15 protein-coding genes, 1 tRNA gene, 1 other RNA gene and 1 pseudogene are annotated in these 22,618 nt (G+C 36.4%); 16 read left to right on the top strand and 2 right to left on the bottom strand.

What is annotated here, in order from left to right; genetic code table 11:
• Positions 1–123: 123 nt before the first annotated feature.
• Positions 124–200: transfer RNA gene (locus BWD162_RS04460), tRNA-Ile, on the top strand.
• 748 nt (positions 201–948) lie between these two features.
• Here BWD162_RS04460 and BWD162_RS04455 read toward each other — a convergent pair.
• A pseudogene (locus BWD162_RS04455) lies at positions 949–1,484 on the bottom strand (helix-turn-helix domain-containing protein).
• A 368-nt stretch (positions 1,485–1,852) separates the two neighbouring features.
• On the opposite strand from BWD162_RS04455, the gene BWD162_RS04450 reads away from it, so the two are divergent.
• Complete coding sequence (locus BWD162_RS04450) at positions 1,853–2,893, top strand: DUF475 domain-containing protein (protein WP_078706141.1); 1,041 nt, start codon at positions 1,853–1,855, stop codon at positions 2,891–2,893.
• A gap of 73 nt (positions 2,894–2,966) precedes the next feature.
• On the opposite strand, the gene pncA is transcribed toward BWD162_RS04450, so the two are convergent.
• Positions 2,967–3,575, bottom strand: a complete 609-nt coding sequence (pncA, locus tag BWD162_RS04445; RefSeq protein WP_078705609.1) for a bifunctional nicotinamidase/pyrazinamidase — start codon at positions 3,573–3,575, stop codon at positions 2,967–2,969.
• Positions 3,576–4,274: 699 nt separating this feature from the next.
• Between pncA and ettA the strand changes: the two genes are divergently transcribed.
• The 14 genes from ettA to murB all read left to right on the top strand — a co-directional run bounded on the left by ettA (position 4,275) and on the right by murB (position 22,398).
• A complete protein-coding gene (ettA, locus tag BWD162_RS04440) occupies positions 4,275–5,924 on the top strand; it encodes an energy-dependent translational throttle protein EttA (protein WP_078705608.1) in 1,650 nt (549 codons plus the stop codon).
• Positions 5,925–6,715: 791 nt separating this feature from the next.
• Complete coding sequence (locus tag BWD162_RS04435) at positions 6,716–7,075, top strand: hypothetical protein (protein ID WP_078705607.1); 360 nt, start codon at positions 6,716–6,718, stop codon at positions 7,073–7,075.
• 1,375 nt (positions 7,076–8,450) lie between these two features.
• Positions 8,451–8,841: RNase P RNA component class A (gene rnpB, locus BWD162_RS04430), an RNA gene on the top strand.
• Between the two features lie 240 nt (positions 8,842–9,081).
• Entirely contained in the window at positions 9,082–10,080 is a 999-nt protein-coding gene (rsmH, locus tag BWD162_RS04425) for a 16S rRNA (cytosine(1402)-N(4))-methyltransferase RsmH (RefSeq protein ID WP_194284872.1), read from the top strand.
• On the top strand, positions 10,077–10,481 hold the full coding sequence (gene ftsL / locus BWD162_RS04420; protein WP_078705605.1) for a cell division protein FtsL: 405 nt from the start codon (positions 10,077–10,079) through the stop codon (positions 10,479–10,481). The genes rsmH and ftsL overlap by 4 nt, the downstream gene beginning before the upstream one ends.
• Positions 10,481–12,229 carry a peptidoglycan D,D-transpeptidase FtsI family protein gene (locus tag BWD162_RS04415; protein ID WP_078705604.1) on the top strand — a complete coding sequence of 583 codons (1,749 nt, stop codon included), beginning with the start codon at positions 10,481–10,483 and terminating at the stop codon, positions 12,227–12,229. Before ftsL ends, BWD162_RS04415 begins: the two co-directional genes overlap by 1 nt.
• 17 nt (positions 12,230–12,246) lie before the next feature.
• On the top strand, positions 12,247–13,698 hold the full coding sequence (locus tag BWD162_RS04410; protein ID WP_078705603.1) for a UDP-N-acetylmuramoyl-L-alanyl-D-glutamate--2,6-diaminopimelate ligase: 1,452 nt from the start codon (positions 12,247–12,249) through the stop codon (positions 13,696–13,698).
• Positions 13,695–15,164, top strand: a complete 1,470-nt coding sequence (locus tag BWD162_RS04405) for a UDP-N-acetylmuramoylalanyl-D-glutamyl-2,6-diaminopimelate--D-alanyl-D-alanine ligase (protein ID WP_078705602.1) — start codon at positions 13,695–13,697, stop codon at positions 15,162–15,164. The genes BWD162_RS04410 and BWD162_RS04405 overlap by 4 nt, the downstream gene beginning before the upstream one ends.
• Positions 15,136–16,206 carry a phospho-N-acetylmuramoyl-pentapeptide-transferase gene (gene mraY, locus BWD162_RS04400; RefSeq protein WP_078705601.1) on the top strand — a complete coding sequence of 357 codons (1,071 nt, stop codon included), beginning with the start codon at positions 15,136–15,138 and terminating at the stop codon, positions 16,204–16,206. Before BWD162_RS04405 ends, mraY begins: the two co-directional genes overlap by 29 nt.
• 4 nt (positions 16,207–16,210) lie before the next feature.
• Positions 16,211–17,617, top strand: coding sequence for a UDP-N-acetylmuramoyl-L-alanine--D-glutamate ligase (gene murD, locus BWD162_RS04395; RefSeq protein WP_078705600.1), 1,407 nt, complete (start codon positions 16,211–16,213; stop codon positions 17,615–17,617).
• Between the two features lie 124 nt (positions 17,618–17,741).
• Entirely contained in the window at positions 17,742–18,881 is a 1,140-nt protein-coding gene (locus tag BWD162_RS04390) for an FtsW/RodA/SpoVE family cell cycle protein (protein WP_078705599.1), read from the top strand.
• Between the two features lie 11 nt (positions 18,882–18,892).
• Positions 18,893–20,032: an undecaprenyldiphospho-muramoylpentapeptide beta-N-acetylglucosaminyltransferase gene (gene murG / locus BWD162_RS04385; RefSeq protein ID WP_078705598.1), complete on the top strand. Its 1,140-nt coding sequence runs from the start codon at positions 18,893–18,895 to the stop codon at positions 20,030–20,032.
• On the top strand, positions 20,016–21,443 hold the full coding sequence (gene murC / locus BWD162_RS04380) for a UDP-N-acetylmuramate--L-alanine ligase (RefSeq protein WP_078705596.1): 1,428 nt from the start codon (positions 20,016–20,018) through the stop codon (positions 21,441–21,443). Before murG ends, murC begins: the two co-directional genes overlap by 17 nt.
• Positions 21,421–22,398 (top strand): UDP-N-acetylmuramate dehydrogenase, encoded by a 978-nt coding sequence (gene murB / locus BWD162_RS04375; protein ID WP_078705595.1) that lies wholly within the window; start codon positions 21,421–21,423, stop codon positions 22,396–22,398. The genes murC and murB overlap by 23 nt, the downstream gene beginning before the upstream one ends.
• The last annotated feature ends 220 nt before the right edge of the window (positions 22,399–22,618 follow it).

Raw genomic sequence — 22,618 nt, 5'->3', positions numbered from 1 at the left:
GAATCATTGTAAAGAATTAAGATACTGAGAGATAGAAAATGAGAGAAACTTAAAAAAGTGAATTATAATTCAAGCAGTCTCTTGTATTATAAGACATTTTAGTTTAGAGAAAAATGGCCTGTAGGGCCTGTAGCTCAATTGGTTAGAGCCAGCGGCTCATAACCGCTTGGTTGGGGGTTCGAGTCCCTCCGGGCCCACCATTCCCTTTTTTTGATTTATAACCCTTGATTTTATTATATTATAATAGTCTTCTGGGCTTAGAAGTTATCTAGTAAGTTAAAATATCTTTTTAAAGTAAAGATGTGCATAGCTGCTTATTTTGTTGATTTTTTGATTCCTATCTAGCATATTTTTGTAGTTTTGTGATTAATTTGATTAAGTTTTCTGATTAATACTTTGGTATAAAGTGCTTGTTGTATTCTGTTAGTTGATTGCAATATATTCCTCTGCTATTTTTCGCACAAAAACGTATAATTTTATTAAATTTCAAAAGTTTTTGAGGGAAGGGGGGTATTTTAAATAAAGCTATTAACTTTTAAAGATGCTCACTCCAATAACTAAGTCTTTCTTTTATCATTCATAATATATGCATTTTTATGTGCTATAAAAAGTAGAAGTAAGGTTTTATTATCGAATCTATAAAATAAATTATATGAATGATTATGATATTAATGAAACGAAAATTGAAAAATTCATAAGTATTCATTTAGTGAACATGAAACATATTTAGGAACAGCAATTCTTTTTAAAATATGGGTTAAAAACCGCTATTATAAAAATAAAAAATGAAAGGGGGGTCTTTTTTAAAGGGATAAGGCTGGTTATTTTTTAGGTAGGGATAAACAGAAAAAATTTTAAAACAGCTTAAACTTTATCAATATAGTAAAAGCAAAATACTATTTTCCAGGTTGATAAAGTTTAGGCTATTTTTATTTGAAATAAAGCTTATTAGTTAGCGGTTGTTTCTTTGTGTGATATGCTTCGAATAAGTAAATCGATAAACAAACTAAGAGCATAAGAGTTGGCCATATTTGCTTTTATATTGACCAGAGAAGTAATTGCCTTTGGATTGAGACCATTGGATATACCTTGTGTTAGAAGATATTGCTGTAATTTTCATAAGAATTTTCAATCTTTTTTTGATTTATTGTATCATTATGATCATTTTTGGTAAGAATATCTTCAATTGCTTCAATTTTTTTAATAAAATAATTCCAATCAAATTCACTTCTAGTACATTCGGTGTCGAACATTTTTCCTTGTCCAGTTAAAAGCCAATTAATGTTGACTCCGTACAACGTGCGATATGCTTGTAATACGCTAAGATTGGGTTCTCTTTCTCCACGCTCATAAAAGGCGATAGAATTTTTTGTCATGCTAAAATTTTTAGCTAATATTTCACGTGACGGATCGCCTAAAGCGAGGCGTATGTGACGTAAACGTTTTCCAAATACAGTTTTTGCTTCAGTTTCAGGACGTGCCATGAATTATCTCCCTCAGTAAATCATCATGGTATGAGCTTTATTTATGCTAATAAAAGCACACAATGTATGAATATCTCATTACCTAATGTCAATATTTATTGACTTTTATTCCTCTTATTTTTTTAAATATTTAATAAATATTTGGATTAAATTTTAATTTTTGTATTTTATTATTATAAGAAATAACCTTTTTATTGGAAGAGATATAGGCTTTTTGATTTTTCTCTTGTTTTTTTGAGGAGAGATTCCATATAAATTTTACAGTGTACATTCGTTGTACTATCGATAGATGTAATCTTTCAGTCTTGTGATCTTTCAATATGATGAGTACCAGGATAGATTAAAGAGATGAATTTTGAGGCATGATCATGGCCCTATTAGGCTATTTTAGATGGGCTTTTTTCTTCACAATTATTGGTGTCTTTTGGGGTGGATTTGTTGGTTGGTTTGAGACGGGTAGTCTCATTGGTTTTTTTAAGTATTTTTTTATCTGCTGTGTTTTGGGAATTTTAGAGATTTCTTTATCTTTTGATAATTCTATTATCAATGCGCGTATCCTTGGAAGGATGGATCAGCTATGGTCTCGTCGTTTTTTGACATGGGGTATTTTAATAGCAGTATTTGGTATGAGGATTATTTTTCCATTATTGATTGTTGCTTGTGCAGCTTGGATTAATCCAATTGCAGCAGTCCAATTGGCACTATGGGAGCCACATCAATATGCTGCAATTTTAACAAATGCTCATGTAAGTATTACCGCTTTTGGGGGAACTTTCCTCATGATGGTTGGTTTAAAGTATTTTTTTGATCCTAAAAAAAAGGAGCATTGGCTAGCCTTTATAGAGAAACCAGCTCAAAAATTTGGTTCATTTGTTGGAGTTGATATTACTATTGTTTTGATTCTGATGTTGTTTTTCTCAGGGCAAACTACAACAGAAAATAAGCTGACTGTTTTATTTTCTATGCTTTATGGGCTTTTAACATTTTTAGTGGTTGAAGCAGTTAGTTCACTTTTGGATTCCCGAGAAAATACTTTAGTTACTATCGCTAAGGGAGGAGTGGGCTCGTTTCTTTATTTAGAAATTCTGGATGCTAGCTTTTCTTTTGATGGTGTTATAAGTGCTTTTGCTTTTTCACATAATCTTTTTATTATTGCAATTGGTCTTGGTATCGGTGCATTTTATGTACGTTCTATAACGATCATGTTGGTTGAAACAGGAACATTGTTGCATTACCGCTATTTGGAACACGGTGCTTTTTACGCAATTTTGGTACTTGCAATGATTATGTATATACAAATTATTATACCGGTACCTGAAGCATTAACAGGACTTATTGGCGCGTGTATTCTTGGTGTAGCATTTTGTTCCTCCATTCGCTTTAAACATAAAACATTATCTCCCAAATAATTTATTGTTTTGAGATGCAGATTCTACTAAAAACTCTTCTGTTTATTACCACAAAACAGGGCAGGGAAGCGATTTATAACGTCATTAAGAGCTCTATACCGGTTTCATTCATAGTTTTAAGCATTGTATTTAATGATCCATTTAGATCAATGCCGGCACAGGCGTTCAGTGAAACACTCACCTTAAAGCCGCATTTTACGGCGTGAAGTGCAGAAAATCCCACACAGAAGTCAGTAGCCAAACCACATATAATCAATTGTGTAAAACCGCGCTCTTTGAGGTAATTTTGTAAGCCTGTTGGCGTTTTTTGGTCATTCTCAAAAAAAGCAGAACAGCTGTCAATTTTCTGATGGTAACCTTTTCGAAGGATAAGTTGTGCTTTACCAACCATGAGAGACGTATGAAATTTTGCTCCTTGTGTTCCTTGTACACAATGATCGGGCCAAAGTGTTTGAAATCCGTAGTCAAGCTTAACTGTATCATAAAGAGATTTGTGAGGATAGGAAGAAGCAAAGCTGCAATGGTCCTTTGGGTGCCAATCTTGGGTTAAAATGACATGATCAAAACGGTTTATAAGGTCATTGACGGCAGGTATAATAATATCGCTTTGTGGGACTGCAAGTGCTCCTCCTGGTAAGAAATCATTTTGTACATCAATAACGATTAAGGCTTTTTTTTCCATAAATTTATTCCTGTAGGTGATTTTTTTGTTGTAGCCTTTTAAAGATTGTGTTGTGTCTTAAAGTTTTGAGATGATTTGGTCAATGTTTGTGCTTAAGCCAAAAGAAATGAATAGATCAGTTGTTACGATAATTTTTGTAATTTTGTGCTAATTTGTAACTGTGGATCAAAGCAATGCGCTGTTTAGCGATAAACTATGTGTTGATGCAAAGCTAACTAGAGCATTAGATGCTATAAATGTGTTCTTATTTTTTTGCAATTTAATCATATAAAGTAACATAGCGGGGATCATTGTATTTTTATGACATCAAAATGATAAAAAGGGGAGGAGGAGGGTATGATGTAAAGTCTGTAAGGTAAAAAAAGTGCATAGAGAGTTGGCTTTTCTTGTGTTTTTGTGTTGCACTAATAGGTTATTTAATATGATAAAATATAGTTTTTATCTGGTATGGAGAAAAGAGATCTAATAGTATAATTCAAATATAGCTTAAGTATATTTTCTTTTTGTACTTTGAGATAGTGTTTTCCTGCCTTTGGAGCGCAAAGTTAGGGCTTGTGAGATTAGAAAAAATATATCAATATAAAGCATAAAACTGTTAGAGCATTATTTAAGTATTGCTAATTGTGAAATTTAAGAAAAGCGAAAATAATACCTTCGAAATTCTTACCTTTAATCTCGTATAATATCAAAGAGAAATTTATGGCACGTCAATTTATCTATCATATGGCTGGAGTCAATAAGATTTACGGCAATAAGAAAATTTTGGAAAATATTCATTTATCTTTTTATCCAGATGCTAAGATTGGTATTTTAGGGCCAAATGGTGCAGGTAAGTCGACAATTTTACGTATTATGAGTGGGTTGGATAAAGAATATACAGGAGAAGCGTGGCTTTCTGAAGGAGCGCGTTGTGGTTATCTTCCGCAAGAGCCTGTTCTTGATTCAAGCAAGGATGTGTGGGGTAATGTGATGGAAGGCGTTGCAGATAAGCAGGCAATTTTAGATCGCTATAATGAATTGATGATGAATTACAGTGATGAAACAGCCGATGAAAGCGCTAAACTTCAGGATATTATTGACAGCCAAAATCTTTGGGATTTAGATAATCAAGTAGAAATGGCTATGGCCGCTCTTGGTTGCCCGCCAGGGGAGGAGGGTGTAACTAAACTTTCAGGTGGTGAAAGGCGGCGTGTTGCACTTTGTAAATTGCTTTTATCAAAACCTGATTTATTGCTTCTAGATGAACCGACAAACCATTTAGATGCTGAGACTACAGCTTGGCTTGAAAGGCATTTGCGTGAGTACCCAGGTGCAGTACTTCTGATTACGCATGACCGTTATTTTCTCGATAATGTGACGGGTTGGATATTAGAATTAGATCGTGGTAAAGGTATTCCTTATGAAGGAAATTATTCTGCTTATTTGAGTGCTAAAGCTAAACGTATGGCACAAGAGGGGCGTGAAGAAGCTGCTCGTCAACGTGCATTGTCCCGCGAAAAGGAGTGGATAGCTTCCAGTCCAAAAGCGCGCCAAGCAAAATCAAAAGCTCGTATTAGGGCTTATGATGAATTGGTTCAGGCTGCGCGTGAACGCCGTCCTGGGGATGCGCAAATTATTATACCAGTTGGTGAAAGATTGGGACAGGTTGTTATTGAAGTTGATAGTTTATCGAAAGCATATGGTGAGCGTGTATTAATTGATTCTCTTTCTTTCAAGCTTCCTGCCGGTGGGATTGTGGGAGTTATTGGTGCCAATGGTGTGGGGAAGTCTACCTTATTTAAAATGTTAACAGGGCAAGAACAGCCTGATTCAGGTAAAATACGCATTGGGGAAACGGTTCAGATGAGTTATATTGACCAGAATCGTGATGCATTGGCGGGAGATAAGACTGTTTGGGAAGAAATCTCTGGTGGAGATGACATTATTAAGTTAGGCAAATATGAAATGAACAGCCGTACTTATTGTGGTGCATTTAACTTTAAAGGTTCAGATCAGCAGCAAAAGGTAGCAAATTTATCGGGAGGACAGCGCAATCGTGTTCATTTAGCTAAACTTTTAAAAAACGGAGGTAATGTTCTTCTTCTTGACGAACCTACCAACGATCTTGATACAGAAACATTAGGTGCGTTAGAAGATGCACTGGAAAATTTTGCTGGTTGTGCAGTTGTGATATCGCATGATCGTATGTTTCTTGATCGGTTGGCTACTCATATTTTGGCGTTTGAAGGTAATGGTCATGTGGAATGGTTTGAAGGTAATTTTGCCGAATATGAAGCTGATAAACTTCGTCGTCTTGGTCCAGATTCTATTAATCTTAAACGTGTCAATTATAAACCTCTCGCCCGTTAACATTGCTTTTCTTATATAGATACTTGTACTCCTAATTTGTCAGTATAATACTTTTTGAAGATATCTAAGATCTGTGCTTTTATTTCGCAAAGTATAGGCGCTTGATTTAATAGAGCAGGGTATTAAAGGTTTTTGTTGTGATGAGTTGTCTAATTAATTGATATATTTGCTCGTTTATTGAAATGTGATCTATAAGACCTGTTTGTTATTTTAGGACTTTTGCTGCAGTAAATTATTTCTCGTAATCTTATACTAAAGATTAAACTTATTAAGAAGAATTTTATTAACACACTTTGAAATAAAAATGCTTCAAATTGGATCATTATAAATGTTTATTTGCCTAAATTTTTCCATTTTTACAAAGGTTAAGGCTATTTTTTGCTCTTTTTTTAATTAAGATGGTGAGAATTTCTTGTTGTTTAAAATATTTTATTTCATTGTAGAAAAATTGCATTAGCGATTATAATGGTTGATGTAATAAGACAATCGGGGAACCTCTCCCCCTCCCCCGCGTGGATCCCTAGATTGTCTGGCCCGGCTGAGAAATTCTTCAGCCGGGTTTTTTTTATTTAAGTTAAATTTGAATTCAGCGTGATATTGGTACATATGTCATTTTAGCAAATATAAATACCTATTTATAGTATGGTGTTTGGTACAGAAATGTTTGGAGTATTTTTTTTAGATATTTATGTTTTATTTTCAATAAGTAGTACAATTATTTTAAGTTAAAAGATGAAAAACGTTATATGAACGATTACAATTATAGTGTATTATAATGTTTAGGATCAAAAATGATAAAATTCCGCTGGCGTTGCCTTGTTATTCTAATTTTTCTTTTTTTGTGTGTTATGATAACTAGTTTTTTTGTTTATCGATTTGTATTTGGTGAGGTGAGTTCTTCACGCCAGACTGATACAGCAGATAGTGGGCTAAGATGGATGGCAGTATCTTTGCCGAATGTTCCAATGAATCTTTTTAAGGTAAGTTCTCAGCAAGAAAAAGGCATTGTTAAACAGGCACGTCAAGATGCGATTGCTGCTGCCCTTGCAAGCGGTCAGAATAATAAACAGGCACAACAATTTGGAAAAATTGCGGCTGCAGCTGCATTAGAAGTAATTTCTCATTCTCCTGTTGTTGATATTGGTTTTTAAGCATTTATCTATAGTAATTTAAGAACAATATATTTGAAGTTTGTTTTAAGAATGCTTTGTTGTATCCTTCTCCAGAATATAAAAAGCGTGAAAAATGCATTCCGAATTATTCGCTGTGTTATTGGGAATAAATGATAGGTAACTACTAAAATATTTTTTTATAAAAGTTTAAACTGTTTATCCATTTTAGCTGTATGAGAGGTGTGTAAATACGCGTGTATATGGGTGTAAGTGAGAATGTTTATTAGATAATGTTATTAGGGTGGTGTCAGTGATATAAATTGTTTATTAATCGGTATTGAAATTGTCAATGTTGGTTTTTACAGAATTATCTGAAAATAGACAGACACTGGTTATCAAGTTGTGTTTGAAAGCACTTAATAATATACAATTGAAAAACTGACTTATTAACGTATTTAAGTGTAATTTCTTATAAGAGTATTGGTTTTTAGAGAGCAGTTTTTATGGCATGAGCTTTGCTTAATTGGTGTTGGTTTTAAGTAAAACTGATGATTCTTTCTGAGGATGTTATATGATTAATGAATAAAAGGGTATTCATTAAAAGCATTCCTAGTTGGTATTAGATTTTATGATAGTAGATTTGGCAATAATGGAGTTTTTTATATCTGTACGCGATTAGTGATGGAGTTTTTCAGCATTATTTTTTTATTGCGTAAATTAGTATTGTAAATCTATCAAATGAATATGTTGCACCACTTTTTTTAACTCTTTTCTGGGTGAAATACGCCTTAAAGCTTTATAATTGTGATTAGACGTATTTTAATGAAAAGGGAAAGAATGCAATTTTGAAAATCTTTTTAAATGCAGTTTTTCCTCTATTTTTGTATTTTATGCGAAAGGACTTATACTGATATTGAAAGTTTAAGCTTAGACAGCAGTTTAATTGTTATTTCTTTTAAGATATTTGTCCGTTTTTATAAAGTTTTAATTCAAAAATTGCGTTTTAATATAAAGTTCTGATTAATTTAGCATAGGCTGTTGTTAGTATTAAGGTAATGGTAGTACGCATACAAAAATTTTTTGGTACAATAGTTTATCAGCGATGGATAGTCTCAATAACTCTGTATAAAGATCTTTATCATTCTTGAGGCAATTTTGAATACGGTGTACATTATTAGTACAAACACGTAAGTTAAGTAGTAATAATAGCTGTACACATTTTAAAATATAATGCTGGTCATGCTGCGAAAATGAGTTCTATTTTAGTTTTAAATATTGCTCAAGAGCTACAATCTATTTACTATTCTTAAAATAACACTATCATTTTTATAGTAATGGACGATTTAAATAGACTATGTAAAATATTTTAAAGGGCTATTTTCACTTTGTGAAAAATGTTTTATAAATTATCGGGTCAGTCGGCTGGGCAGCCGCGCTTGCTCGGTGTTTAAAAGTAGCAGGTGAGGAAAGTCCGGGCTCCATGGAAAAACGGTGCCGGGTAACACCCGGCGGGGGTGACCCTAGGGAAAGTGCCACAGAAAGCAAACCGCCTATTTTTATAGGTAAGGGTGAAAGGGTGGGGTAAGAGCCCACCGCGCACTCAGTAATGAGTGTGGCAAGGTAAACCCCACCGGGAGCAAGACCGAATAGAAATGACGCGCAAGCCTTAGCTTGCAGCCATTTTCCAGGTGAGTCATTTGGGTAGGTTGCACGAGGCGGGTGGTAACATCCGTCCCAGATGAATGGTTGCCATGTAGAGTGTAAACTTTACCATACAGAACCCGGCTTACAGGCCGACTGATATTTTATATGTAGTATTGGCACAAGTTTTCAGAAAAATTTATATTTAAATTGCACACTTAAAAAAATGTTTTTTAAAATTATAACATTTCTTTAAATATAATGAATTAATGTGTGCATTGGGATAACTTTAACTTCATTTTCTTTTGTTGAGATAAGTGTGAAAGTTAAGGTTTTGGTTATTGTGACATCATTTGCCATTAGTGGTTATTGATGCGGAAAAATATAAATCAAGATGGGTTATTTTGACAGGGCAGAGTAACGAAACTGAGCGCCATATTCCGGTATTGTTGCAGCCAGTTTTAGCTGCGCTTGCGCCATTAGCTGGGGCAAAGGTAATTGATGGTACCTTTGGTGCTGGTGGTTATACGCGTGCTTTGCTTGATGCGGGGGCAGATGTTATTGCTCTTGATCGTGATCCTCATGCAATCCGTGAGGGACAATTGCTTGTCGATCAATTTTTTCCACGTCTTCGTTTGGTGCAAATGGAATTTTCACGGTTGGATTGTGTGGTTGAAGAAAAAGTGGATGCAGTTATTCTTGATATTGGCGTATCTTCAATGCAGTTGGATGAAGCTGAACGGGGATTTTCTTTTCAAAAAGATGGTCCGCTAGATATGCGAATGGCACAGACTGGTTTGACAGCAAGTGATTTTATTAATTCTTTAAAAGTCAATGAATTATCACATATATTTAAGATATTAGGTGAAGAGCGTCATGCGGATCGAATTGCACGGATGATTGAAAAGCGTCGTCGTATTCGTCCTTTTTTGCGTACATGTGATCTTGCTAATGCTATTGAGATTTTAGTGGGTCGTAAACCAGGTGATCGTATTCATCCTGCGACGCGCGTGTTTCAGGCACTTCGTATTTATGTTAATGATGAGCTTGGTGAACTTACACGAGGTTTATTTGCTGCTGAAAAAGTTTTGAAAGCAGGGGGGCGTTTAGGAGTTGTTAGTTTTCATTCTCTTGAGGATCGCATAATAAAAAGATTTTTTTCTGCTCGTTCAGGAGAAGAAGGAAGATCACGCTATCTTCCTGAAATAAAATCTAGTCCAACAACATTTTTGCCTTTGTTTAAAGGTGTGAAGACTGCAGATGAAGAAGAATTACAAAAAAATCCTCGTGCACGTTCTGCAAAGTTACGTGTAGGTGTGCGTACTCAAGAAGATGTCATTAAAGCGGATATGGAATTGTTTAGTTTGGCAGAAATTACCAGTTTTAAAGGCAGTAAAAAATGACAATTTTTCGTACATTGGATGTAGTTTTAGTAACTATTATGATTTGTATGGCAGCTATTACTTATAAGGTAAAATATGATGTCCAAAAACAAATTAGCGAGGTATACCGTCTTGAACGGGAAATTACAGCAGAAAAAAATATGGTAAGGCTTTTGCATGCTGAATGGGCTATGATGATAGAACCATCGCGTATGCAAAGACTTGCAGAATATTATCAAAAAGAGCTAAACTTAGAAATAATACAACCCCATCAGATTGTAGAATTGAAGGATGTTCCTGCACGTTTATATGATCAAATTGACGAATTAATTAAGAAAAATACTTTTGAAGAAGATAAGGCTTTTCTTGTTAAAAATCATGTTTCTCAGAATAATAACGTTATTCAAAAAGGTGTGCAGTAATGCGATTATTGCTCCTGTTTTTGCGGAAAAAGAAATTAAATAACCAATTGAGTAATCTAGATCTTCCTATTTATCACTCATATTTTAATCGTTCACGATTGATTTTTTCTCTACTGTGTTTTCTTATTCTATACGGTATTATGGGGAAATGCCTTATTTCTTATGGGCTTCAAGGTGGACAGATTGAAGAAGCAAAAGGGCCTGGAGCATTACAGCTGGCTGCTCGACCTGATATTATTGATCGTAATGGGCGTTTATTGGCAACAGATATTGAAACTTACTCACTTTTTGCTGAACCACGCCGCGTTATTGATGTAGATGAAACAATTGAATTAATTTCAACAGTTTTACCCCAGCTCAACTGGCAAGAAACTTATAAACGCTTGAAAAAAAAGTCTCGTTTTTCTTGGGTCCAACGTGGGTTAACTCCAACACAAAAAGCGCAAATTATGGCGCTTGGTGTTCCAGGTATTGGTTTTCGTACTGAAGTACGTCGTTTTTATCCAGGTGGGCCTATAGCTTCGCATATTCTTGGTATGGTTAATGTTGATAATCAAGGCATAGCAGGCATAGAAAAATATATTGATGATACGGGTTTGAGTGTTCTTCGAGATGCCGGTCTTGCAACTGAAGCATTATTGAAACCAGTTCAACTTTCGATTGATATACGTATTCAGGCAATTGTGCGTGATGAGCTTATGAAGGGGATGAAGCGCTATAAAGCGCTTGCTGCAGGAGCTGTTATTTTGAACATCCACACCGGTGAGGTTGTTGCTATGGTATCTGTGCCTGATTTTGATCCTGGGAATCCTGTTGATGCTCTTAAAAGTGACCGCCTCAATCGGATGACAGCTGGAACTTTTGAAATGGGATCAATTATCAAAAGTTTTACTACTGCGATGGCGCTTGATTCAGAAGTTTTTCATTTAAATAGTCTCATTGATGCTTCAAAACCAATTCAAATAAGCCACAGTCATTTTATTCGTGATTTTCATGGAAAAAATCGTCTCTTAACGCTATGGGAGGTTTTTGTTTATTCTTCTAATATTGGCTCTGCTCGAGAGGCATTAGAAATAGGGGTTGATGGACATCGTGATTTTTTGAAACGACTTGGTTTACTTGATCGTATGACAATAGAATTACCTGAGGTTGCTAATCCTGTTTTGCCGCGTCGTTGGCGGGATATAGATTCTATGACAATTTCTTTTGGTCATGGTATGGCAACAACACCATTACAAACAGCGGTAGGGACAGCCGCTTTAATTAATGGTGGTTTGTTGATTGAACCCACATTTTTGAAGCGAACTGAAGGGCAAGTTTTGCAACATGCTAAACAAGTATTGCACCCCCGAACTAGCCAGGATATGCGCTACCTTTATAAGTTAAATAGTGTTATTGGTTCTGGGCGTAATGCAAAGGTGGAAGGTTATCGTATTGGCGGTAAGACAGGAACAGCTGAAAAAGTTGAAAATGGAAAATATTCTAAGATAAAGAATTTCAACAGTTTTCTTGCTGCTTTCCCTATGGATAATCCTTCTTACGTTGTTTTAACAATTGTTGATGAGCCTCAACCTGAAGAAGGTAAACGTTCAGCAGTGGCGGCAATGAATGCAGCGCCGATGCTTGCAAATATTATTCGTCGTTCAGCCAGTTTTCTTGGAATAAAATCAGATTTAAAAAAAGAATATGAGCTGACTTTAAGTGCAAGTAATAATTCTGAATTATTTAAGACAGCGGTAAAAAATTAACATAAAGATAAACGATCATGTTTCTTGGAGCATTGTTTACAGAATGTAGTGAAGATAGTTGCCTTTCTTCAATTGAAATTACGGGAATAAGTTCAGATTCTCGACAAGTATTGCCGGGTTATGTTTTTGTGGCTCTTCAAGGGAATCAGGGTGATGGTAGGCAATATATAAACGACGCTATAAAGCGTGGTGCACGGGTAATAGTTACAGATTATGATTGCGTCCTTAAGGGGTTATGTGTTCCGGTTTTGCGTGTTGTAGATGTGCGCCATAGCTTAGCCATTGCAGCTGCACGTTTTTATGGTACTCAGCCTGAAATTGTAACAGCTGTTACAGGAACAAGTGGTAAAACATCGGTTGTGTTTTTTGTTAGGCAAATTTGGAAGCATGTTGGATTTTGTGCGGCTAGCATAGGGACGGTTGGTGTTGTTTCACCTAAGCGTAATGATTATGGTTCTCTCACAACACCTGATCCGGTAATGTTGCAGCGTTTGTTGTGTGAAATTGCTGGTGAAGGTGTTACGCATGCAGCACTTGAAGCTTCTTCGCATGGTCTTGATCAGAGTCGACTTGATGGGGTGCGTTTGGCAGCGGCAGCTTTCACTAATTTAGGGCGCGATCATATGGATTATCACACGTGTGTGGAAGATTATTTACGTGCTAAAATGAGATTGTTTGATACGCTTTTACCATGTGATGCGCCCGCTATTATTTTTGCGGATGATGTTTATTCACAAAAAGTGATTGAGCATGTTACACAAGCAGGGCGCCCAATATTAACGGTTGGACGTAAGGGTCAGTTTATTACAATTAATCGTATTGAGCATCAGCGGTTAAAACAAAGTGTTGAGTGTCGGATGGGAAACGATATTTACACATTTGATTTGCCTCTTGCGGGGGAATTTCAAGTGACTAATGCACTTATGGCTGCAGGTTTAGCAATTGCGACAAATGTACCTCCCAGTAGTGTTTTTCGCTCTTTGAAAAAATTGCAAGGAGCACCTGGCCGGTTAGAATTGGTCGGAAATACGAAAGATAATGCATTTGTTTATGTGGATTATGCTCATAAACCAGAGGCTTTAGAGCAGGTATTACTTTCTGTTCGCCCTTTTACATTAGGGCGTTTGATTCTTGTTTTTGGTTGTGGGGGTGATCGTGATCAGGGCAAAAGATCCTTGATGGGAAAAATTGCAACAAGCAAAGCTGATATTGTTATTGTTACTGATGATAATCCTCGCACGGAGGATCCTGCGAAAATTCGAAAAGATATTTTACAAGCAGCATCAGGAGCAATGGAAATAGCAGATCGTGGTGAAGCTATTGATTATGCAGTGAGATTACTTGAAGCTGGAGATACATTGATTATTGCTGGAAAAGGTCATGAAAATGGTCAAATTATAGGAAAGACAACGTATCCTTTTTCAGATCATTTAAGAGCAGTTTCTGCTTTGAAAGAACAAAATAAATGACAGTTTTATGGGATAAGCAGACACTTCTTTCTGTTATGAATGGTCTATCAATTGGACGCTTGCCAGAGACTTTTTCTGGGATTTCTATTGATAGCAGATCTCTTATAGAGGGCGATATTTTTTTCTGTATTAAGGGTAATAGTCTAGACGGTCATGATTTTGCTGCACAAGCTTATGCAAAAGGTGCTGGAGTTCTTGTGGTTGCCCAAAATCGTTTGGTTGAAATGAAAAAATTGGCTGCTCCATTGATTGTGGTTCCCGATGTTTTAAAAGCGTTAGAAAAACTTGCGCAAGCAGCACGTGAGCGTTCAAAAGCTAAAATTATAGCTATCACAGGTTCTGTTGGAAAAACAACAACAAAAGAAGCTCTTAAACAAGCACTTAAAACTGTTGGAAAGGTTTATGCCAATCCTGGTTCTTTCAACAATTGTTGGGGTGTCCCTTTAACTTTGGCGCGTATGCCTGCGGATAGTGATTATGGTATATTTGAAATTGGAATGAATCATAAGAATGAAATTCGCCCTTTGGTAAAGTTAGTTCGCCCACATGTAGCTTTGATTACTCATATTGCTGCTGGACATATAGGTTTTTTTAAAAATCTTGAAGAAATTGCAGATGCAAAAGCTGAAATTTTTGAAGGACTGAATGATAAAGGTGTAGCTCTTTTAAATGCGGATAGTCATTTTTTTTCTCATTTGGTTCAAAAAGCAGAACAATGTGGCGTAAAAAAAATCTTGAGTTTTGGGGAATCGAAGGATGCTGATTACCAAGCAAAAGAGATTCATCTTTTGACAGATTATTCTTGTATGACTATGCATTTTTCTGACCAAGATATAATCATTAAAATTGGTTCTCCTGGGCGACACATTGTACAAAATATTTTGAGTGTTTTAGCAGTTTGTGATGTGGTTGGTGCTGATTTAGCACGTGTTTCATTTGCTTTAAGTTGTTTTTCTCTTCCCAAAGGTAGAGGTAACCGCTATCGACTATCTTTACCAAATGGAGGAGAATTTCATTTAATTGATGAAAGTTATAATGCCAATCCTGCTTCTATGCGTGCTGCCCTTGATCTTCTTGCTATGGGGCCGGTCGGTATACGTGGTCGGAAAATAGCAGTTTTGGGTGATATGCTTGAGTTAGGAATTTATAGTGAAAAGCTTCATCGTGATCTGGTAAAGCCAATATGTATTTCTGGTGCTAATCCGGTTTTTTTGGTTGGAAAAGCAATGAAATTTTTAGCTAATGAGCTTTCTAGTTATGTCAAAGTTCATTACTCTGAACATATTGAAGAACTTGTACCGCTTATTTTAAAAGAAATTTCAGAAGGCGATCTTATTATGATTAAATCATCTCATAGTGTTGGTCTATCGCGTATTGTTGAGGATCTTCTTGATCGCTATAAAAAACATCTTTATAATTTTACCGGGTTTTTTTACTATGATTTTGTTACTTTCTTCGTTGAGTGATTGGCTTCCAGGCGTTAATGTTTTTCGTTATATTACTTTTCGTACTGTGTTAGCTATGCTAACATCAGGTTTAATTGTTTTTTTGTTTGGCCCTAGTATTATTGCCTCTCTTAAAGTGCGGCAAGGAAAGGGGCAACCAATTCGAGCTGATGGTCCTCAAACTCATTTTAAAAAAGCTGGAACACCTACTATGGGTGGATTAATGATTTTGAGCGGCATTGTGGTGTCGACGCTTCTGTGGTGTAATTTATCAAACATTTATCTTTGGGTATCACTGTTAGTTATGCTTTCTTTTGGGATAATTGGTTTTTATGATGATTATCTTAAAGTGACAAAACAAACAGACAAGGGGTTTTCCGGTAAAGCACGGTTGGGTTTGGAGTTTTTAATTGCGACAACTGCTTCTTTGATTATTGTGAAAGCCGGTTCGTCGGGATTGGCTTTACCTTTTGTAAAAGACTATTTTATTAATTTAGGTTGGTTTTTTGTTCCTTTTACTGCTTGTGTTATAGTAGGGACCGGTAATGCGGTTAATTTAACGGATGGTCTTGATGGTCTTGCGATTGTTCCTGTAATGGTAGCTGCTTTATCATTTGCATTAATTGCTTATTTGTCTGGTAATATAAATTTTGCTGATTATTTACAAATCCACTATGTGCCTGGAACTGGAGAATTGACTGTTTTATTAGGAGCAGTTGTGGGGGCTGGTCTTGGCTTTTTATGGTTTAATGCTCCTCCAGCGGCTATTTTTATGGGTGATACTGGTTCATTGGCACTTGGAGGGTTGTTAGGTGTTGTTGCCGTAGCGACAAAGCATGAAATTGTTTTAGGTGTTATCGGTGGACTTTTTGTTTTAGAAACGCTTTCGGTTATCATCCAGGTAGGTTGGTTTAAATTGACGAGAAAGCGTGTATTCCTTATGGCACCAATTCATCATCATTTTGAAAAAAAGGGGTGGACTGAAAGTCAGGTTGTGGTGCGCTTTTGGATTATTTCAATTGTTTTAGCATTGATTGGTCTTTCAACACTTAAATTGAGATAAGATTGTGATTCCAGTTGAATGTTATAAAGGTCAAAAAGTTGCTCTATTTGGGCTAGGGCAGTCGGGATTAGCTACGGCGCAAGCACTGATTACTGGTGGAGCTGAAGTGATTGGGTGGGATGAAAATCCTTCTAGTGTGGAAGCTGCTTGTAAAAAAAATATTCCCACCAGAGATCTTCGTCATGAGGATTGGTCAGAATTTGTTGCGTTGATTTTAGCGCCTGGGGTACCTTTAACTCATCCTAAACCTCATTGGACGGTTGATAAAGCACGTCAGGCAGGTATAGAAATTATTGGTGATATTGAACTATTTGTTCGTGCACGGAACCATTTTTTATGTCAACATGGTTTTTGTGATCAGGATGTGCCATTTATTGCTATTACAGGTACGAATGGTAAATCGACCACTACTACTTTGCTTACCCATCTTTTAGACAAAATGGGCTATGATGTGCAAATGGGAGGAAATATTGGAACTGCAATATTAACCCTTAAGCCATTTGTTAAAAAACGTATTTATGTTATTGAATGTTCATCATTTCAGATTGATCTAAGTCCTTCTCTTCAGCCTACAGTTGGTCTTTTGTTAAATTTAACACCTGATCACATTGACCGACACGGTAGCTTCACGCATTATGTGCAAGTCAAAGGGCGTTTAGTTGCTAAAGCTTCTCACGCTCTTGTTTCAATTGATGATTCTGCCTGTCAGGTTTTATATCAGCAACTTATAAATGAAGGTCATCAAGTTAAAGCAATTTCTAAGGAACACTGTATTGATGATGGTTTTTATGCAGAAGGAACAAAACTCTTTTCTATTAGCCATGAGCAGCGTTGTTTGCTTGCAGATCTTGCTACTATAACTTCGTTACGCGGTGCCCATAATGTGCAAAACGCTCTTATGGTTTTAGCAACATTGCAGGTGTTAAAAATTACTGATCCCCATATAGAGAGACATTTAGCAAGTTATATGGGACTTGCGCATCGTATGCAGCAGGTACGCAAAATTGGATCGGTTTTGTTTATCAATGATAGTAAAGCTACTAATGCGGATGCGTCAGCTTGCGCGCTTGCTACTTTTAACGATATTTTTTGGATTGTTGGAGGACAGGCAAAAGAAGGTGGCATTTCTCCCTTAAGAGGATTTTTTAATAAAATTCGTAAAGCTTATTTAATTGGTGCTGCTGCAGAGGATTTTGCCTGCACTATTGGTTCTTCTTTTCCTTTTTCAATGAGCTTAATTTTAGAAAATGCAGTGCGTGAAGCGGCTGCTGATGCAACTTATGCTCATGCTAAAGAAGCTGTAGTTTTGTTTTCGCCAGCTTGTGCAAGTTATGATCAATTCAAAAATTATGAAATACGTGGGGAGACTTTTATTTCTTTGGTTAGACAGTTGAAAGAAAACGAATTATAAAAATTTATTCTATCATTAACAATTCAGAATCTTTTTAAGTGTAATTTAGTTTTTGCAATGCTTGCCAAAAAAAATAGAAACATCATATCGCTTTGAGTGGAATGATAAAAAGGATAAAGTGAAAATGATGATTACTCGTGCCAATCAAGATCCGATTGCTAATTGGTGGTGGACGATTGATCGCTTTATTTTTGCTGCTTGTCTGATCTTGATGGGGATTGGCGTTATGTTGTCTTTTGCAGCCAGTCCCGCTGTTGCGAAAAAAATAGGAATTGAGGATAGTTTTTATTTTGTTCGTTGGCATATCATTTTTAGTATCCTTGCGTTTTGTACTATGGTTACTATTTCTTTTTTTTCACCTCATAATATTCGTCGTTTATGCATTCTTTTGTTATTTGCTACACTTGTTCTTATGGTTGCGACTTTATTATTTGGTTCTGAGTTAAAAGGAGCACGGCGTTGGATTTCTTTGTTTGGTTTTTCTTTGCAAGCTTCAGAATTTATGAAGCCAGCGTTTGTAGTTGTGTCAGCTTGGTTGTTTTCAGATCAAATGAAACATTATGGTAAATTTCGCTATATGTTGTCTATTGCACTTTATGCTATTTGTTGCACACTTCTTGTTTTTCAGCCTGATATTGGTCAAACACTTTTGATTAGTGCAACATGGGGTGGTTTGTTTTTTGTTGCAGGTGTATCTTTTACTATTATTTTGTTCTTTGTTGTTTTAGCTGTTTTAGGAGGTTTTTTAGCTTATTTTTTTGTTCGCCATGTGCGCGAACGTATTGATGGTTTTTTGACAGGTGAAGGCAATACATTTCAGGTGGATGTGGGGCGTGAGGCTATTTTAAATGGTGGGTGGTTTGGTCAAGGACCAGGGGAGGGTACAATTAAGCGCATTATTCCTGATAGCCATACAGATTTTGTGTTTTCTGTTGCAGCTGAAGAATATGGTATTATCTTCTGTTTATTGATTATGGCCCTTTTTGGTTTTATTGTTATACGTTCACTTTATATAGCGTTGAATACGCGTGATTCATTTACGTGTTTTGGTATTACTGGCATGGCGATAATGATTGGTTTGCAATCGGGAATTAATATGGCAGTTAATCTTCATTTGATACCTCCAAAAGGTATGACATTGCCATTTATTTCTTATGGTGGTTCATCTATGGTAGCGATTGCTATTTCGATGGGTATTTTGCTTAGTTTAACACGCCGTTGGCCAGAAACGCGGTTTTCAGCTTTTCCTCCGCTTATTGTTTAGGATGTCATCTAATGACGCATAAAAAAAAGGTTATTATTTTGGTTGCTGGTGGTACAGGTGGGCATCTTTTTCCTGCAGAGGCACTTTCTGTTGAATTAAGACAACGCGGATATGATGTTCATTTGGCAACAGATGAAAGAGGTAAGAGTTTTGTACGTCATTTTGATAAAAAACATATTCATATTATGTCATCAGCAACATTGATACGATATCATCCTTTTGCACTTATGAAAACGTTTTGGCATTTATTAAAAGGAATATGTCAGTCGTGGGTGCTTTTTTATAAATTACGTCCTGTTCTTGTAGGGGGGTTTGGTGGTTATCCTACCTTTCCACCAGTTTTGATTGCCGCCTTAACGAGACGTGTAACATTTATTCATGAGCAAAATGCTGTTATGGGCCGTGCTAATAGGATTTTAGCAGCTAGGGTCAATGCAATAGCAGGTGGTTTATTATCAGCTAATGGAGTTTATGCTTATAAAACGTTTCTTACAGGCAATCCTGTTCGTGAGGCTATTCTTAAAGCAGCAGAAATTCCTTATTGTACTTCTACAGAGAAAAAGCCATTTCATTTTTTAGTCTTTGGTGGTAGCCAAGGAGCTTCTGTTTTTTCAAAAATTGTTCCTGAAGCAATTGCTTTGCTTGATAATAATATCCGTAAACGTTTACGTATTATTCAGCAGGTTCGTGGTGAAGTGATGGATTTGGTACAAATTTATCGCAATATGGGGGTGGAAGCAAAAGTTGCTCCTTTTTTTGATAATATGGCTGAACATATTGCTTGGTCTCATTTCATTATGTCACGTTCTGGTGCTTCAACGGTTTGTGAAATAGCTGTTATTGGTAGGCCAGCTTTATTGATTCCGTATCCTCATGCTTTAGATCATGATCAAGCAGAAAATGCGGCAATGCTTGCTGCAACGGGAGCAGCTCAAATTATTGCCGAAAAAGATTTAAATGCACAAATGCTTGCTACTCTTTTAACGAAAGCTTGTCATGAACCCCACTTATTAGAAAAACAGGCGCTTGCTGCGAAAAAGGTTGGGCAACCTCATGCAACCAGAGTTCTTGCTAATATGGCTGAAGCTTTGATTGCAGGCTGGTCATTATCAGACATTAGAAAGGAGCTTTTTAATGAAAATGCCACTTGATATTGGCATTATCCACTTTATAGGTATTGGGGGTATTGGTATGAGTGGAATTGCTGAGGTTCTTCATAATCTTGGTTATAAAGTTCAAGGATCCGATCAAACGAATAATGCAAATGTAGAGCGTTTACGGGGTAAAGGGATTAACATTCATATAGGTCATTGTGCTGAAAATTTAGAAGCTGCAAAAGTTGTTGTTATTTCTACTGCTATAAAAAAAACAAATCCTGAATATATTGCTGCTAAAGAAAAACATTTACCAATTGTTAGACGTGCAGAAATGTTAGCCGAGTTGATGCGTTTTCGCCGGGCGATAGCTGTTGGTGGTACACATGGTAAGACAACCACTACATCAATGGTAGCGGCGCTTCTTGACGCTAGTAATTTTGATCCGATGGTAATTAATGGTGGCATTATTAATGCTTATGGAACCAATGCACGTATGGGCTGTGGAGATTGGATGGTGGTTGAAGCTGATGAAAGTGATGGTACATTTTTAAAATTGCCTGCTGATATTGTTGTTGTCACCAATATTGACTCTGAACATCTGGATTATTATGGCAGTTTTGATGCTGTGCGTGAGGCTTTTCGGCAATTCGTAGAGAATGTACCTTTTTATGGTTTTGCTGTTATGTGTATTGATCATCCGGAAGTTCAAACATTGGCCAGTCGTATTGATGATCGTTGGGTAGTAACTTATGGTGCTAATCCGCAAGCTGATGTGCGTTTTCTTAATCTTTCGATGGAAGGTCAAAAGGCGTATTTTGACGTTCTCATTCGATCCCGGAAAACAAATGAAGAAACTGAACTGAGAAACTTGGTTTTGCCGATGTCAGGGCAACATAATATTTCTAATGCTACTGCGGCGATTGCTATTGCACATGAGCTTGGTATTTCAAATGAATCTATCAAAAAAGGGTTAGCAGAATTTTGTGGGGTAAAACGGCGTTTTACACAAACGGGAAGTTGGCGTGGTATTGAAATATTTGATGATTATGGGCATCATCCGGTTGAAATAAAAGCTGTTTTAAGTGCAGCTCGTGAAAGTACAAAAGGACGGGTTATTGCGATTGTACAACCCCACCGTTATTCACGTTTGCATAATTTATTTGACGATTTTATTACTTGTTTTAATGATGCTGATACAGTAATGATTGCGCCGGTTTATGCAGCTGGTGAAGAACCAATTGCTGGTTTTGGTTCTAAAGAATTGGTTGAGCATATTCAAATGGCAAGTCATCGTGATGTGCGCTTGGTGAATACTCTTGAAGATATTACTTTGATTATAGCTGCATTAGCAAATCCTGGTGATTATGTGGTTTTTCTCGGTGCAGGTAGCATTACACAGTGGGCTTATGCGCTACCTAAACAATTAGCGGAACTTAATAAAAATGGTAAATTTTCAACCAATTGATGGTGAAACGCTGTTAGCACAATTACAGCCGGCGTTAAAAAACATCCGGGGTAAATTTACTCCCAATATTGAGATGCGTAAGGTGACATGGTTTCGTACTGGTGGATTAGCTGAACTTTTTTATCAGCCTTCTGATGAAGAAGATTTAGCTTTGTTTCTTCAAGTGCTACCGGAATCTATTCCTATAACGATTGTGGGGATTGGTTCTAATCTTCTTGTACGTGATGGGGGGATTCCTGGGGTTGTTATTCGTCTTTCAGCAAAAGGTTTTGGACAATTAAAGCAAGTTTCTCCAAAGTGCCTTCTCGTTGGTGCTGCTACGGCTGATAAACATTTAGCAGCAGCGGCTTTAGAGGCTGAGCTTTCTGGTTTTCATTTTTATTATGGTATTCCTGGTAATTTGGGTGGGGCATTAAAAATGAATGCAGGGGCTAATGGTATTGAAACAGCTGAGCGCGTTGTTGAGGTTTATGCCCTTGATCGTAAGGGTGAGCGCCATGTTTTGAGTTTGAGTGATATGCATTATTCGTATCGTCATTGTAATATTTCTGAAGAGCTTATTTTTACTGCTGCTATGTTGGAAGGAAATCCAGGAAATAAAGATAATATTCACGCTGCTATGAATGAAGTTGTTTTACATCGAGAAAAGGTACAACCTGTTCGTGAGAAAACAGGTGGGTCAACTTTTCGTAACCCTAAAGGTACATCTGCATGGCGCGTTATTGATGAAGCTGGGTGTCGTGGTTTACAGGTTGGTGGCGCTCAAATGAGTAAGATGCATTGTAATTTTATGATTAATACAGGTGAAGCTACAGGCTATGATCTTGAACAGTTGGGTGAAACTGTCCGTGCTCGTGTTTTTGCTCATTCAGCCTATTATTTAGAATGGGAAATACAACGCCTTGGACAATTTGAACAAGACCATATCGTTCCTTCTTTTGATCAGTTTTATTGATTTATTTAAATCACTAAAAAACTGAGTCATTTCAAAGAGATAAGAAAAATTTTCTATTAAAAATCAACAAATTAATAGAAAAACTCTTGCTTCATGCTCTTGATTCTGATTCACTATAGAAAATGCTAGGGTGTTGATTCGCAAGGATAAATCTAGTTTATCCTTATGTGTGGTATAAATTGTTTTAGTAGAGTCTATATCTAGTATGTAAAGAGGAATA

This window comes from Bartonella sp. WD16.2 (genome assembly GCF_002022505.1).
Classification (GTDB): domain Bacteria; phylum Pseudomonadota; class Alphaproteobacteria; order Rhizobiales; family Rhizobiaceae; genus Bartonella.
Note: the sequence above shows the minus strand (reverse complement) of the source record. Positions and strands in the feature narration are given on the sequence as shown.